Raw genomic sequence first — 12,661 nt, 5'->3', positions numbered from 1 at the left:
CACCGTCATTTCAACATCAATATTCATCGGATGACTCCTTGTATTCCATACGGGTTGGATACAAGAAGTGTCCCGATTATGTGCAGTCAACGAGAGAGTCATACAGTGAAATCCCGATCGATGCGGGACCAATCAGACCCTTCAGCGCCGAACTGCACATAATCAGCCCCTGAACCTAATAGGTGATATCACCGACGAGGCGAGTCCCTGGAGTGCTGGAGGTGAAGTCACGGACCCCGTGAACATCGAGCATATGGTTTCGGATATGCGCCGTCCGGGCATCCCGGTCCTGGTCGGTCGTCTGCTTCCAGGCCTTCATTCGCACCGCTCGCAGGCCCCGTTCACGCATAATCGACCCGACGGTCCCGACGGCGACCCGGACGCCCTCGTTGCGGAGCATGAACGCGATCTGGTCCCGACCGGCTTTGCCCTTCTCCCTGTCGTAAACCCGCTGAACTGACTCAGCCAGCGTGACGTGACGTTGCTGGGTCGGCGTCAGCTTCTCGGGCCGCAACCAGCGGTAGAACGAAGCACGGGCGACGCCGAGTTTGTGACACATCCAGGTCACCGGAAAGTTGGCCTTCTCTGAGCGAATGAACGTGAACACATCGGTCACTGTTGCTTCGCGGCAAAGAAGGCGCTGACTTTTCCCAAAAACTCGTTCTCCCTCTTCAGCTCGGCGAGCTCGAGCTGCAACGCTTTGTACTTAGCCCACTCCACCGGCCCAGGTTCGTCCTTCCCGGCCTCTGGGTGTTCTTCTTTCCACGTTCGCACCCAGTTCCCGAGGGTCCCCTCGACAACGCCGATCTCGGGGGCAACCTGCGCGACCGGCCGACCCGAGCTGAGCACTAGCGCGACAGCATCAGCCTTGAACTGCGAGGTGAACTTCCTACGATCCGACATCCGGATCCTCCTAACCCCTGTCTCAACTCACCATACGGGCGCATGTCTACCGGAACTTCCTGCGGTAGGCGTTGATTGCCAATGCGTAGGCCACAACGGAGATACCGACGAGCCACGCGAGGGCAATCCAGAAGTCGCTGCCGACGGGTTGTTGAGTGAAAAGCGCTCGGATGACGTTGACGATTGAGGTGACGGGTTGATTGTCGGCGAACCAGGCGACCGGGCCCGGCATCGTATCGGTGGGAACGAATGCGGAGCTAATGAACGGAAGGAAGATCAGCGGGTAGCTGAAGGCGCTGGCGCCATCCACACTCTTAGCCGACAGGCCGGCGATGACGGCAACCCAGGTGAGTGCGAGAGTGAACAGGATCACAATGCCGGCGACGGCGAGCCACGAGGTCGCAGGTGCAGCTGTGCGGAAACCCATGACGAACGCGACACCGATGACGATGGCGACCGAGACCAGGTTCGCGGCGAGGGAGGTCAGGACGTGCGCCCAAAGCATGCTTGACCTCGCGATCGGCATGGACTGGAAACGCTCGAAGATGCCTCCCTGGAGGTCTAGGAAAAGTCGGTAGGCCGTGTATGCGATTCCTGACGCGACTGTGATGAGAAGAATTCCCGGGAGCATGTAGCTGAGATACGAATCGGTGGAACCAGTGCGGATCGCACCTCCGAGGACATAGACGAACAGCAGCATCAGCGCGACCGGGGTGACTACCGTCGTGATGATCGTGTCGGGGCTCCTCACGATGTGGCGAAGCGACAGGCCGGTGAGGATGCCAGTGTCGCTGAGGATGTTGGTGCTCATCAGGATTCCTTTCTCGGTTCGTCGCCGACGAGGGCGAGGAAGACGTCTTCGAGTGAGGGTTGTTTCTGGACGTATTCCATCGTTGCCTCGGGGAGTAGTTGTCGGAGTTCTGCGAGGGTTCCGTTTTGGATGATCGTGCCCTCATGGAGGATCGCGATGCGGTCGGCGAGGTATTCGGCTTCATCGAGGTACTGCGTGGTGAGGAGGACTGTGGTGCCTCCTTTCGCGAGTTGCTTGACCGTCTGCCATACCTCCATGCGCGACTGAGGGTCGAGCCCGGTCGTCGGTTCGTCTAGGAAGATGATGGGAGGGTTGCCGATGAGGCTCATGGCGATGTCGAGTCGGCGTCGCATCCCGCCTGAATAGGTGGACGATGTTCGCTTGCCCGCGTCGGCCAGATCGAATTGGGCGAGTAACTCGTCAGCGATGGCGCCCGGGTTCTTCAGGCGACGCAGCTTCGCAATCAGCACTAAATTCTCGCGCCCGGAGAGGACTTCGTCGACGGCAGCGAATTGACCGGTGAGGCTGATCGACTCACGCACGTTACTGCCTTGTGTGGCGACGTCGAACTGATTGACCGTCGCCGCCCCTGAATCGGCTTTGAGAAGCGTCGACAGGATGCGCACCAACGTGGTTTTACCCGCTCCGTTGGAGCCCAGCAGCGCGAGGATGCTCCCGGCTGCGACGTCTAGGTCGACCCCGCGCAGCACGTGCACGTTCTTGAACGACTTCTCCACGCCGCGAACGCTGATAGCTGGGGTCTCGACTACGGCGCTCACAATTTGGCTTGCTCAACGATCGCGCGGTCGATCGAGTCCGCCAGCCGGGTGCGCTCTTTGCGGATCCAGCTGCCACCGGCGTAATTATCAAGGAACGTTTCCGCGAACTCCGCCGGGTCGTCCCCGACCAGTAGGCGAATCGGTGTGGCATCGGCGGCGCTCTGTTCAAGCAGATCTGCCAAATCACCGACCATGGCGATGAGCGCTTTTCCGTCGTCACTTGGGCCCATGTACATCAGATACCGCTCGAGGGCCTTCGCCGTCTCCCGATACCCCGGCGGAAGTTTTTTCACCCGGGCCTTGTACTCCAGATAACTCTTCTTATCGGCGAGATCTCCGACGAGCTTGTCGATCCACATGGTCATTTACCTTCCTGTCGGAGCTGTTCCAGTCGTTCTGTGAGGAAGCTCCACGTCCTCCAGAAGTCGTCGAGGTAGTCGACGCCGGATGTGTTGAGCGAATAGACCTTCCGAGGCGGGCCCTTTTCTGACGGCACTTTCGACACGTCGACGAAACCGCGTTGTTCGATCCGAACGAGTAGCGCGTAGACGGTGCCTTCGGCGATTTGGGTGAAGCCCTGGTCGCGCAGTCGTGCCGTGATTTCGTAGCCGTAGGCGGGCTGCACTGCCAGGAGGGCCAGCACGATGCCTTCCAAGGTGCCTTTGAGCATCTCTGTCATCTGTCTCGCCATAAATCCTCGATCCGCTACTCGGTGCTGCTAGCTACCACTAGATAGTATCACCGAATAGCGCGTGCACAAGAAATGGAATCGCGCCGATCGGACCCAATAGCAGGAGCGACGATCAGTGGGATTCGCGACGCATTGTTGGCGAGGCGATCACGGACCGCCCTAGATAACGCAAGCACTCAGGCTGGACCGCTCACCGCTTCGCAGCTGCGGGACCAGCCTCCTTGGAGATTCTGGCGCCTTGGCGGCTGCCAGCTGTTATTCCTGCTGGTCCCAATGCTTGATCGAGCCGATACGGATGTTGTTGCCGAAGGGGTCCCTGATGGCGAAGTCCGTTCCGTACGGTTGGTCCATCGGCTCCTGGGTGATCTCTGTGCCGGCTGCCTCGAACTTCTCGAACGTGCCCCGCACGTCGTCGGTGGTGAACGCGAGCCATCCGCCACCGGCACCCTTGGTGACCAGGTCGCGAACCTGGGCCGCGGTGGCCTCGTCGTGCGCGGGAGCGCCGGGCCGCTCCAACAGGATCTCTTTCTGGTCACCAGGCACTCGTACCGTGAGCCAGCGCATCGGACCGAAGTTCATGTCCGCACTCACCTCCAGGCCCAGCACCTCGGTATAGAACGTCAGAGCCTCGTCCTGATCTAGCACGTAGATCGATGACAGGTTGTTGCGTGTCAGCATGATGAACTCCTCCATGTGGTTGGTCGTTCCGGTATACACGCTACGTACCGTTCGGCGCTGTGGCTTCTCCAGAAGTGCTCGCTACGTACGATGGTCTCATGGACCGAGAGACCGAAGCGGTGAATCTTCGGCTCTTGCGCGTCCGCAACCACATGGACCGCCGGTACGCTGAGCCGCTCGACGTCGAACAACTCGCCGCACTCGCCTACATGACGCGAGCCCACTTCATCCGAGAGTTCAAACGGGTCTTCAGCGAGACGCCATACCGCTACCTGCAGCGCCGCCGGGTGGAGCGAGCAATGTTCCTGCTGCGCCACGATGACATGAATGTGACCGAGATCTGCATGGCAGTGGGATTCAGCAGTCTCGGCACGTTCAGCCGCACATTCTCCGAGATCGTCGGCCGATCTCCCTTGGCCTACCGAAAGTGGGTCACCCACGAGCGGCTCTTCGCGCCAACTTATTTCACAATGCGCTGGTCCCGCCCCATCGGCAACGGCCGCTGACAATTCCCTGGAAATCTCCGCCCACCATATCTATGTCCGCAGACCGTTCCCCTTACGGGCGGGCTCGAAGCCACCAACGCTCTTAACCCTGTCTCAGGGAGCACGGTGAAATAGCGTCCGCTGATGGTCCCTGTTGCGGGCGGGAGCATGTCCTGCAGGACATCGGCGCGGGTTGCTGCGGTAGATGCGCGATAGCGCGTATCCATGCCTCTAAAAGTATTCGCCCGTGGGGTTTCCGCCGTGGCTGGGGGTCGTGGCATGCTGGAAATATGACTGGCGGTGGTTTGGCCGGGTGCGGTCGCTTGGATGAACTGGCGTGTCTGCGTCGGGTGCGGGATCGGATTGACCGGGAGTACGCGCGACCGCTGGACGTGGAGGCTCTTGCCCGTGGTGCGTTTATGTCCGCCGGGCACCTGAGCCGTCAGTTCCGGGCGGCTTATGGTGAGCCGCCGTACAGCTATCTGATGACTCGGCGTATTGAGCGCGCGATGGTGTTGCTGCGGGTGAGTGAGTTGAGCGTGACCGAAATCTGCTTTGCGGTTGGGTACGCTTCGCTGGGCACCTTCAGCACCCGTTTTACCGAACTGGTCGGGATGCCGCCCAGCGTTTACCGTAACCAGGTGGCGAAGGGGTGCGCAAGCTTGCCGCCGTGTGTGGCGAAGCAGGTAACCAGACCGGTCAGGAATCAAGAAGCGGGAGCCAGACAGCCGTACTAGTGTGAGCGGCATGAACATCACCATTGACACTGTTGTTCTCCCGCACAGTGATCCTGAAGCGTCGCTCCGGTTCTACCGCGACGTCCTCGGTTTCGAGGTCCGCCGCGATGTCGGCAACGGCGCTATGCGCTGGATTACGGTTGGTCCGGTAGAGCAGCCGGAAACCAGCATTCTGCTGGCGCCACCGGCCGCCGACCCGGGCATCACCGACGATGAGCGTACGATCATCGCCGAGATGATGGCCAAAGGGACCTACGGGTGGATCATGCTGGTCACCACGGACCTCGACGACGTCTTCGAGAAGGTTCAGGCCAGTGGCGCGGAGGTCATCCAGGAGCCGGCCCAGCAACCGTATGGCATGCACGACTGCGCATTCCGAGATCCCGCTGGCAACACGGTGCGGATTCGACAGGTCACCTGAACGGTTCCCGGCGTGGTTGAGAGATAATAAGTTGGACGGGATTGAGGAGCGCGTCGTGCCCTACACCGTGGATTTCCACACCGTTTCGACGGTCGGCCTGGAATCGTCGCCGGTCGCAGATGCACTCGCTGGTCTACGGGCGAACGAGGCCCGCTACTTCAAAAACAAGTACGATCATGCCTTCACGGTGGAGCCCGCACGCAACGCGAAGATGGCCATCGACTGGGTGCACGGAATCCTCAAGGAAGAACGCGACATCGTCATCGCTTCTCCCCCTCTCGAGGCGACGGACTTCCAGATCGAGAACATCCGCATGGCCTACGTCTTCTACCAGAGTGGTCTGCCGATCAATGTGATGTACACCGACGATGACCCCACGAAGCGGGCAGTGGGGTTCAAACTCTCCGAAGGGATGGAAGTCCCAGCCGAGCTCGCCTCCCGGTTCAAGTTCGCACGTCAGAAGTCGAAGCTGGCCGGCACCATTCGCGGGTCCTACTTCAATATCAAGAACAAGTACTGACACTCGGACCGGCCCTGCAAGGCTCGACCAGTCCCAGGCGGTCATGTCCCCGGAACGACCGTGCCGTAGACCGTTCGGCTTACGGGCGTTCGCTGGGAATGATTGAATCAGGGGATGGAGATCCGTCCCTACGCTGAACCCGACGCCCAGCGACTCTGAGCGTGTTCCTAACGGCGGTGACCGAAACGGTTGCGCTGCACTACTCGCCGGAGCAGATCGCGGCCTGGTCTCGGCCGCAAGAGCGTGACGTCCATCAGTGGAATTCCGCGAGGAGGTCCTTGAACACGTTCGTGGCTGCCATCGGCGGCGAGGTCGCAGGCTTCTCCGACGTCAGCGAAACCGGCTAATCCGACATGATATTCGTGGCCCCGATGTTCGGCAGGCTCGGGGCAGTCAGCGCACTTCTTTCATATCTTCACGAAAGGGCTGTGGCGGACGGCACGGCCGGGCTGTCCACCAACGCGAGCATCACCGCACGTCCATTCTTCGAACGACACGGGTTCATCGTGGTTGCTGAGCAGCATCCCATTACCCGCGGAGTGAAAATGATCAACTACCGGATGACGCGGCGGCTCGGCCTCTGACCCGAGCCACACGATGTCCTCATGAAGCGGCACCCGGTGAGGGATGGGTTATACGAGCAGAACTACTACGCTCGAACAACCGGCCAATCAACCGAGGAAGCCGCCAACAACACGGCGGCATGAAACCCGGGACGGTTCAGATTGTCATTTTCGCCGCCCGAGAAGGGATCGAGGCCTGGCGTGGGGACGTCTGCAAGTCCCAGTGTCTGCCCTCACCGGTGAGCAAACCATAGAACATGACGACTGCTGCTGATCCACGCCAACCGGCGGGAGGCCGGCCCGCGAGCGAAAAGTGCTGCGGAACGGCGACTTCGGCCAAGTAGGCTCCGGGTTGCCGTGGCGGCGTCACGGTTTCGATGAGCAGGTCGTGGTTACCAAGCACGGCTACCCCCAACGAGGTGCTCGGGCCGAGCGCGCTGGTTCCGACCGCGACCTGGACACGACGGCGTGAACGCGCGCGTCAGACTTAAAACTGAGGGCGACGGCGGCCATTCGACGTCCCTGTCGTGCGCCTCATCACGCTTGGAACTCGTTCGTTGCGGCGTCGGGTCCCGCAATCGGATTTGCTGCATCCGCCCCCTCCAGAACAATGACTCTTAAACCCTTGCTGGCCAGCCGTACTCCGCGTTACTATCTAGTGGTAGTCCGCGTTACTATCTAGTGGTAGTCAGCGTCACCAAGTAGTCGAGAGAACGGAATCCATGAGCAAGCAGCAGATGACCGAGATGCTCAAAGGCACGCTCGAAGGAATCGTGCTCGAGATCCTGGCCGCGCAGCCGGCATACGGGTACCAGATCACGGCGCAGCTGCGCGAGCAGGGCTTCTCCGACATCGTCGAGGGAACCGTCTATGCGTTGCTGGTCAGAATCGAGCAGCGCGGCTTTGTGGACGTGGCGAAGGTCCCCTCCGAGAAAGGCCCGCCACGCAAGGTCTACTCACTCAACGCACTCGGCGGCGAGTACCTCGGCGAGTTTTGGAGCACCTGGAACTTTCTCGCAGAACGCATCGAACGGCTTCACCACCATATCGAACACCCTCAGGAAAAAGGACAGTAGCAATGGGCGCAAAGTGGATTGAGACCCTCACCGGATCGCTTGAGCAAAAGAAGCAGTACAAGCAGGACAAAGCCCGCATCAATGCCCTTCCCGAGCCGTACGGGAGTGCCGCGCAGGCCATGCACCGGTACTTCATGTACTACGGAGGCTTCACCGACGGTGACACCCTCGTCACGATGTTCGGTGACTTAGCCGACCTGTGGGAACGTGCTGCGCTCGACGGGACACCCGTGCGGGAGATCGTCGGGGACGACCCGATCGACTTCGCCGAGACCTTCGCACAGGCCTACGCCGGCACGCAGTGGATCGATAAGGAGCGTGAGCGCCTGAACAAGAGCATCGAGGACGCCGAGCGAGAGGAACGGAAGTGAGCACCGGGCCCGCGATCCGGGTGAAGGGCATCACAAAGTCGTTCAAGGACGTTCACGTGCTTCGGGGCGTCGACTTCGACGTGGAAACGGGAAGCATCTTCGCACTGCTCGGCTCGAACGGGGCAGGCAAGACCACGCTGGTGAAAATCCTATCGACGCTACAGAAGGCCGACGCGGGCACCGCCACGGTTTACGGCGTCGACGTGGCCACCAATCCCGGCGACGTGCGAGAGTCAATCAGCCTCACCGGCCAATTCGCCGCCGTCGATGACGTGCTCACCGGACGGGAGAACCTCGTGCTGGTTGCCAAGTTGCGTCATTTGAAGAACCCTGGCACGATCGCCGACAACCTCCTCGCCCGCTTCTCGCTCACCGACGCAGCCAACCGCAGGGGCTCAACCTACTCGGGTGGCATGCGGCGCCGGCTAGACATCGCGATGAGCCTGATCGGGAACCCCGCGATAATCTTTCTCGACGAACCAACGACCGGGCTCGATCCCGAAGGACGCCTCGAAGTGTGGCAGACCATCAAGCAACTCGCCGGCCAGGGCACGACGGTGCTGCTCACCACGCAATACCTCGACGAAGCCGAACAGCTCGCCGATCGCATCGCAATCTTGCACAAAGGCACGATCATCCAGAACGGCACGCTGACCGAACTCAGGCAACTCCTCCCCGCCACCACCGTCGAGTACGTCGAGAAGCAGCCCTCCCTCGAGGACATCTTCCTCACCCTCACCGGGGACACTGGCGACACCGACGACGACCACGCCGACAACAACCTCCCAGCACGAAAGGAAATTCGATGACCACTCACGTCCTCGACGACACCAGCGTGCTGACCGGCCGCTCGCTACGCCACATCCTCCGCAGCCCCGACACAATCATCACCACCGTAGTCACGCCCGTCGCGCTCATGCTGTTGTTCGTGTACGTGCTCGGCGGAGCGATCCACACCGGATCCAGCCAGTCGTACGTGAACTACCTACTCCCCGGCATCCTGCTCATCACGATCGCCTCCGGCGTCGCCTACACCGCGTACCGGCTCTTCCTGGACCTGCAAGGAGGCATCTTCGAACGCTTCGCCTCTATGCCCATCGCCAGGTCCAGCGTGCTCTGGGCGCACGTGTTCACCTCCGTGACCGCGAACCTGGTGTCCGTCACGGTCGTCATCGGCGTCGCACTAATCATGGGGTTCCGCACCGGAGCATCCATCGCCGCCTGGCTCGCCATTGCCGGAATGCTGATCCTGTTCACCCTCGCACTGACCTGGCTCGCCGTGATCGCCGGACTATCGGCAAAAACCGTCGACGGCGCGAGCGCGTTCAGCTACCCTCTGATCTTCCTGCCGTTCATCAGCTCGGCCTTCGTACCCACCAGTTCAATGCCCGGCCCGGTCGCATGGTTCGCCGAAAACCAGCCCGTGACCTCCATCGTGAACACCATCCGAGCACTATTCGCCCAACAAGCCGTTGGAAGTGACGTCTGGATCGCCCTCGCCTGGCTCGTCGGCATCCTCGTTGTCGCCTACGCCTTCGCGATCGCCATCTACCGCCGCAAAATCAGGTAAGCAGCGACGGGGGTGGAACATCGCGGCAGGCGGGCTCTGACCTTGCGTGCGTCATTAGACGGACCCCCTACGGACACTCCCCGCCATCACTGGGATCGGGATGCTGGTCAAGTGGGGGGGGTGTCGCATATAGCCCGCCCGGTTGGGATTCTCACTCAGGTACCTCATACGCACGAGGTAAAGGTCCAGAAAACGGTGCGTTCGACCGATCACCACCGTATGAAAGCTGACCATGAAATGAAAGCTGGTAGCCCCTGTCGGGGTGAGCCCCAGGACCCGCGCTACCAATAAATTCGTCTACCCCAGCGACCGGTAGCGTCGGATATTTCACTGTGAGTCGAATTCACAAGTCGCCCCTACACCAGCAGAAGACCCCGTGCGATTCGCACGGGGCCTTCCCTGTTACGTTTTCCGAAGATCGGGGAAGCTGACGGTGGCGGGGGCGTGTATGGCAATGGTTCGCCGGGGGTGTTTTTGTCCTCGGAGGCCGCGAATGTGCCTTCGGTCGACATGAGGATGCTCATGTGGTGGTCGACGTCATCGCGCCACCAGCCACTCATCGCTGTGGGCTCCAACCTGGCCGCCTCCCATGAGCGCCAGAGTGCTTCTAGCCGCGACACTGCTTCCGGGTAGTTCCACCAGTCGGCGGCCCACCGGCCTGAGTGATGCCCAGTTCACGAGCTGCTTCTGCGGAGCTCATTGCGCTGCCGGTAACAAGCGATAGCAGTTGCAAGCGGATCGGATGCGCGGTCACACGCAATTTTTCGAGATCGGCCATGTCAGGCAGGAGATAGCCATGCGTGGCGTCGTGCTCTAGTCGGCAGAGACGATGAGATCGAGTACCGCCTGCCATGCCCTCGGCGCATGAGAAGCGTGATAGCCCACACCGGGCACCGTGCGTTCCACGGGGGCACCATCACTTCCAGTGCTTTCCTTTGGACGCGACCAGAAAGCGTGTTGGGCTCCGCCATAGATGTTCGCACGCCAGTCGATCTCTGCTTTCTGTAGGGTGTCGCCTAGCTCCAGCAGCTGGGTTGGCGTACACAATGGGTCGTTCGAGCCGGTACAGAGAAGATAGGTCGCGTTCGCATCCGCCCATTCGCCGGATTGAGCGAGTGGAAGTGCCGGATGGATGACGGCTACAGCCTTGAAGCCAGCTCCGTCTTTCGCAAGTTCGAGAAGTATGCGGGCGCCTGCGCCGTATCCCACTGCGGCTATCCGATTGGGGTCGGACCCACGAAAAGCACCGCCGGGGCCCCCGGGGCTCTGAATGGACTCTCGCAAGGTCCTTCTATCAGGGGTCGCTTACCAGTAATCGACCCCTGATAGGGACAAACTGATTCAAGAACCCACATCAAGCACATCGTTCGTTCTCAGGTTGCATATCCTAACTGGCCACCCTCGCAGAGATTTGAGGCGGCTCGGAAATTATGACCACAAATGGTTGCCGCGACTGAGCCGGCGACGGTAGAACTGACAGCCCTCCCGGTGTGTCTAATGGCCGTCTGTGGTTGAGTAGTTTTCGGAGCGGCCGGACCGACACGGATTTGATGCCGCCAAGGTACCTGAGTCGGTCCGGCCGCTTTCTCCGAAGCTACCGGGGCCCTGCCCGCGAGGTGCCGGAACATCGGATTAGAACCCATAACGGGTGTGGAGTTTGCCGTTTCGTGGCATTGTTTTGTGATCGCTTCGTGTCGCTAGTTGCCGATGACGAGGATGCTAACTGCGGCTTCGACGACGTCGTCGGTGATGGTGTCGAGCTGGTTGATTTTGAGTACTCGGTTGATTTGTGGGAAGAGTCGTTCGAGGAGCCGGAAGTTGCCGCGGGTGATTCGTTCGATGGCGGCGATTGCTTGGGCGTCGGTGAAGTCGTCGGGGCCGAGGGTTTTGCCGAGTCTTTTCCAGTGGCGGTCGAGGACGAACAGGATCTCTTCTCGCCCGAGGGCTTGGTAGTGGTGGGAGAAGCCGAGTCGGCTGTAGAGCTGGGGGTAGTGGCGGAAGCGTTCGTCGATGCCGGGCATGCCGATGAGGATCATCGCCAGATGGGTGCGGTCATGTTGGTCGCGGAGGAGTTCGAGGGCGGTGGGGGTGAGCCGTTCGGCTTCGTCGACGATGAGGAGCTCGACGTGGCGGGTGACGTCCTTCTGCCTGACCGTTTCCGCCTCGGGCATGAGGGAGCGGAGGTGTTCGTCGGCGCAGATCCCGACTTTGATCTGCCAATGCTCGATGTCGCGCATGAGGTCTTTTGGTCGGCAGAGGACTTCGGGTGTGTAGAAGACGGTTCGAGACCGGTTTGCGAGGGCATAGTGCTTGGCGTCGTGGTCGCCTCTGGGACCCCATTCCTTGATGTAGGTCTCGAGGGCGTCCCAGTTGGCGTAGCGGCGGGCAGAGTTCGTTTTCCCAACGCCGGCTGCGCCGTGGCAGATTCCGATGGTTTTTTCTTTCCGGACGGCGTTGGCGAACTCGGTGAAGCGTCGGTGTTCTTTGGTAACGATGAATGCCTGATTCATCACTCGTCCTCTTCGTAGGTGCGCAGCCTTAGCCGCCGTTTCGTCGGTTCGAGGGTGCGAGGTTCCTCGCGGCTGGCAACGCTCGGGATGCGATCGTTGATGACTCGGCGCAACTGTTTGCGGCGGGCACGGCGTGCGGTCTCGATGTCGCGGAGACTGAGCCGAAGATTCGGGTGGGCCTCGTCGATGGCGGTGCAGATGAACGTGTCCCGGTCGTAGACGCGGATCTCGGAGATGTCGCGTGGGTCGTACCGGATCGTGATGGTGTGCCCGACGAACGAGGCGAGAGTTGGAGAGAGGTAGCGCTGGCCTTGGAAGTGGATGCCATCGCGCTGCACCACACGGTTCTTCGGAACGGTGAGGAGGAGGCCATCGAGTTCTTCGAGACTCTCGGGCATCCGGGGCAGCCAACCGTCGGTGACCCACGCATCTCGCGGTGACATCTCCAACTCGCGGTGATTTCGGTCGTTGTAAGTACCGATGAAGTTATTAATGGCGCGATCGAGAGCCTCGAGGAGGTGGTGGGTCGGATCTGAACAAGTTGAA

Annotated in this window: 21 protein-coding genes; 10 read left to right on the top strand and 11 right to left on the bottom strand. The window is 60.8% G+C overall.

Annotation, left to right across the window (positions count from 1 at the left end):
- Window positions 1-175: 175 nt before the first annotated feature.
- From IV500_RS21635 to IV500_RS17430, 7 genes are all read right to left on the bottom strand, one after another.
- A complete protein-coding gene (locus IV500_RS21635; RefSeq protein WP_312875973.1) occupies window positions 176-607 on the bottom strand; it encodes an IS3 family transposase in 432 nt (143 codons plus the stop codon).
- A 5-nt stretch (window positions 608-612) separates the two neighbouring features.
- On the bottom strand, window positions 613-903 hold the full coding sequence (locus tag IV500_RS17455; protein WP_196398091.1) for a transposase: 291 nt from the start codon (window positions 901-903) through the stop codon (window positions 613-615).
- Window positions 904-949: 46 nt separating this feature from the next.
- The gene (locus IV500_RS17450; RefSeq protein ID WP_196398090.1) at window positions 950-1,714 is read right to left on the bottom strand and encodes an ABC transporter permease; all 765 of its coding nucleotides are present in this window, start codon (window positions 1,712-1,714) and stop codon (window positions 950-952) included.
- A complete protein-coding gene (locus IV500_RS17445; protein ID WP_376770225.1) occupies window positions 1,714-2,493 on the bottom strand; it encodes an ABC transporter ATP-binding protein in 780 nt (259 codons plus the stop codon). The genes IV500_RS17450 and IV500_RS17445 overlap by 1 nt, the downstream gene beginning before the upstream one ends.
- Window positions 2,490-2,858, bottom strand: a complete 369-nt coding sequence (locus IV500_RS17440; RefSeq protein ID WP_196398089.1) for a DUF1048 domain-containing protein — start codon at window positions 2,856-2,858, stop codon at window positions 2,490-2,492. Before IV500_RS17440 ends, IV500_RS17445 begins: the two co-directional genes overlap by 4 nt.
- A complete protein-coding gene (locus IV500_RS17435) occupies window positions 2,855-3,184 on the bottom strand; it encodes a PadR family transcriptional regulator (protein WP_196398088.1) in 330 nt (109 codons plus the stop codon). Before IV500_RS17435 ends, IV500_RS17440 begins: the two co-directional genes overlap by 4 nt.
- Window positions 3,185-3,439: 255 nt before the next feature.
- Window positions 3,440-3,862, bottom strand: a complete 423-nt coding sequence (locus tag IV500_RS17430; RefSeq protein WP_230855113.1) for a VOC family protein — start codon at window positions 3,860-3,862, stop codon at window positions 3,440-3,442.
- A 98-nt stretch (window positions 3,863-3,960) separates the two neighbouring features.
- On the opposite strand from IV500_RS17430, the gene IV500_RS17425 reads away from it, so the two are divergent.
- The 10 genes from IV500_RS17425 (at window position 3,961) to IV500_RS17380 (ending at window position 9,605) form a co-directional block, all read left to right on the top strand.
- On the top strand, window positions 3,961-4,368 hold the full coding sequence (locus tag IV500_RS17425; RefSeq protein WP_196398087.1) for a helix-turn-helix domain-containing protein: 408 nt from the start codon (window positions 3,961-3,963) through the stop codon (window positions 4,366-4,368).
- A 269-nt stretch (window positions 4,369-4,637) separates the two neighbouring features.
- A complete protein-coding gene (locus IV500_RS17420; RefSeq protein WP_196398086.1) occupies window positions 4,638-5,084 on the top strand; it encodes a helix-turn-helix transcriptional regulator in 447 nt (148 codons plus the stop codon).
- A gap of 10 nt (window positions 5,085-5,094) precedes the next feature.
- Complete coding sequence (locus tag IV500_RS17415; RefSeq protein WP_196398085.1) at window positions 5,095-5,505, top strand: VOC family protein; 411 nt, start codon at window positions 5,095-5,097, stop codon at window positions 5,503-5,505.
- A 55-nt stretch (window positions 5,506-5,560) separates the two neighbouring features.
- Window positions 5,561-6,025: a DUF8821 family protein gene (locus IV500_RS17410; protein WP_196398084.1), complete on the top strand. Its 465-nt coding sequence runs from the start codon at window positions 5,561-5,563 to the stop codon at window positions 6,023-6,025.
- A gap of 176 nt (window positions 6,026-6,201) precedes the next feature.
- Complete coding sequence (locus IV500_RS17405; protein ID WP_196398083.1) at window positions 6,202-6,372, top strand: GNAT family protein; 171 nt, start codon at window positions 6,202-6,204, stop codon at window positions 6,370-6,372.
- Between the two features lie 6 nt (window positions 6,373-6,378).
- Window positions 6,379-6,609 (top strand): GNAT family N-acetyltransferase, encoded by a 231-nt coding sequence (locus IV500_RS17400; RefSeq protein ID WP_281064062.1) that lies wholly within the window; start codon window positions 6,379-6,381, stop codon window positions 6,607-6,609.
- Between the two features lie 701 nt (window positions 6,610-7,310).
- Window positions 7,311-7,664 carry a PadR family transcriptional regulator gene (locus IV500_RS17395; RefSeq protein WP_196398081.1) on the top strand — a complete coding sequence of 118 codons (354 nt, stop codon included), beginning with the start codon at window positions 7,311-7,313 and terminating at the stop codon, window positions 7,662-7,664.
- A gap of 2 nt (window positions 7,665-7,666) precedes the next feature.
- Window positions 7,667-8,035 carry a DUF1048 domain-containing protein gene (locus IV500_RS17390; RefSeq protein ID WP_196398080.1) on the top strand — a complete coding sequence of 123 codons (369 nt, stop codon included), beginning with the start codon at window positions 7,667-7,669 and terminating at the stop codon, window positions 8,033-8,035.
- The gene (locus tag IV500_RS17385) at window positions 8,032-8,844 is read left to right on the top strand and encodes an ABC transporter ATP-binding protein (RefSeq protein ID WP_196398079.1); all 813 of its coding nucleotides are present in this window, start codon (window positions 8,032-8,034) and stop codon (window positions 8,842-8,844) included. Before IV500_RS17390 ends, IV500_RS17385 begins: the two co-directional genes overlap by 4 nt.
- Complete coding sequence (locus IV500_RS17380; protein ID WP_196398078.1) at window positions 8,841-9,605, top strand: ABC transporter permease; 765 nt, start codon at window positions 8,841-8,843, stop codon at window positions 9,603-9,605. Before IV500_RS17385 ends, IV500_RS17380 begins: the two co-directional genes overlap by 4 nt.
- 356 nt (window positions 9,606-9,961) lie before the next feature.
- On the opposite strand, the gene IV500_RS17375 is transcribed toward IV500_RS17380, so the two are convergent.
- From IV500_RS17375 to IV500_RS17360, 4 genes are all read right to left on the bottom strand, one after another.
- The gene (locus IV500_RS17375) at window positions 9,962-10,225 is read right to left on the bottom strand and encodes a DUF4913 domain-containing protein (protein ID WP_196398077.1); all 264 of its coding nucleotides are present in this window, start codon (window positions 10,223-10,225) and stop codon (window positions 9,962-9,964) included.
- Window positions 10,226-10,418: 193 nt separating this feature from the next.
- On the bottom strand, window positions 10,419-10,889 hold the full coding sequence (locus IV500_RS22310) for a dienelactone hydrolase family protein (protein ID WP_196398076.1): 471 nt from the start codon (window positions 10,887-10,889) through the stop codon (window positions 10,419-10,421).
- Window positions 10,890-11,302: 413 nt separating this feature from the next.
- Window positions 11,303-12,115 (bottom strand): AAA family ATPase, encoded by an 813-nt coding sequence (locus IV500_RS17365; RefSeq protein WP_196398075.1) that lies wholly within the window; start codon window positions 12,113-12,115, stop codon window positions 11,303-11,305.
- Window positions 12,115-12,558: a Mu transposase C-terminal domain-containing protein gene (locus tag IV500_RS17360; RefSeq protein WP_230855111.1), complete on the bottom strand. Its 444-nt coding sequence runs from the start codon at window positions 12,556-12,558 to the stop codon at window positions 12,115-12,117. The genes IV500_RS17365 and IV500_RS17360 overlap by 1 nt, the downstream gene beginning before the upstream one ends.
- Window positions 12,559-12,661 lie beyond the last annotated feature (103 nt).

The organism is Arthrobacter terrae, from assembly GCF_015708085.1.
Classification (GTDB): domain Bacteria; phylum Actinomycetota; class Actinomycetes; order Actinomycetales; family Micrococcaceae; genus Arthrobacter_M; species Arthrobacter_M terrae.
Note: the sequence above shows the minus strand (reverse complement) of the source record. Positions and strands in the feature narration are given on the sequence as shown.

What these genes read in the sequence shown, in the direction of transcription:
- IV500_RS17455 (WP_196398091.1), bottom strand. Translation starts at nt 903, where the DNA reads ATGTCGGATCGTAGGAAGTTCACCTCGCAGTTCAAGGCTGATGCTGTC.
- IV500_RS17395 (WP_196398081.1), top strand. Translation starts at nt 7,311, where the DNA reads ATGAGCAAGCAGCAGATGACCGAGATGCTCAAAGGCACGCTCGAAGGA.
- IV500_RS17415 (WP_196398085.1), top strand. Translation starts at nt 5,095, where the DNA reads ATGAACATCACCATTGACACTGTTGTTCTCCCGCACAGTGATCCTGAA.
- IV500_RS17420 (WP_196398086.1), top strand. Translation starts at nt 4,638, where the DNA reads ATGACTGGCGGTGGTTTGGCCGGGTGCGGTCGCTTGGATGAACTGGCG.
- IV500_RS17440 (WP_196398089.1), bottom strand. Translation starts at nt 2,858, where the DNA reads ATGACCATGTGGATCGACAAGCTCGTCGGAGATCTCGCCGATAAGAAG.
- IV500_RS17380 (WP_196398078.1), top strand. Translation starts at nt 8,841, where the DNA reads ATGACCACTCACGTCCTCGACGACACCAGCGTGCTGACCGGCCGCTCG.
- IV500_RS17425 (WP_196398087.1), top strand. Translation starts at nt 3,961, where the DNA reads ATGGACCGAGAGACCGAAGCGGTGAATCTTCGGCTCTTGCGCGTCCGC.
- IV500_RS17435 (WP_196398088.1), bottom strand. Translation starts at nt 3,184, where the DNA reads ATGGCGAGACAGATGACAGAGATGCTCAAAGGCACCTTGGAAGGCATC.
- IV500_RS17360 (WP_230855111.1), bottom strand. Translation starts at nt 12,558, where the DNA reads ATGTCACCGCGAGATGCGTGGGTCACCGACGGTTGGCTGCCCCGGATG.
- IV500_RS17365 (WP_196398075.1), bottom strand. Translation starts at nt 12,115, where the DNA reads ATGAATCAGGCATTCATCGTTACCAAAGAACACCGACGCTTCACCGAG.
- IV500_RS17430 (WP_230855113.1), bottom strand. Translation starts at nt 3,862, where the DNA reads ATGCTGACACGCAACAACCTGTCATCGATCTACGTGCTAGATCAGGAC.
- IV500_RS17450 (WP_196398090.1), bottom strand. Translation starts at nt 1,714, where the DNA reads ATGAGCACCAACATCCTCAGCGACACTGGCATCCTCACCGGCCTGTCG.
- IV500_RS17390 (WP_196398080.1), top strand. Translation starts at nt 7,667, where the DNA reads ATGGGCGCAAAGTGGATTGAGACCCTCACCGGATCGCTTGAGCAAAAG.
- IV500_RS17400 (WP_281064062.1), top strand. Translation starts at nt 6,379, where the DNA reads ATGATATTCGTGGCCCCGATGTTCGGCAGGCTCGGGGCAGTCAGCGCA.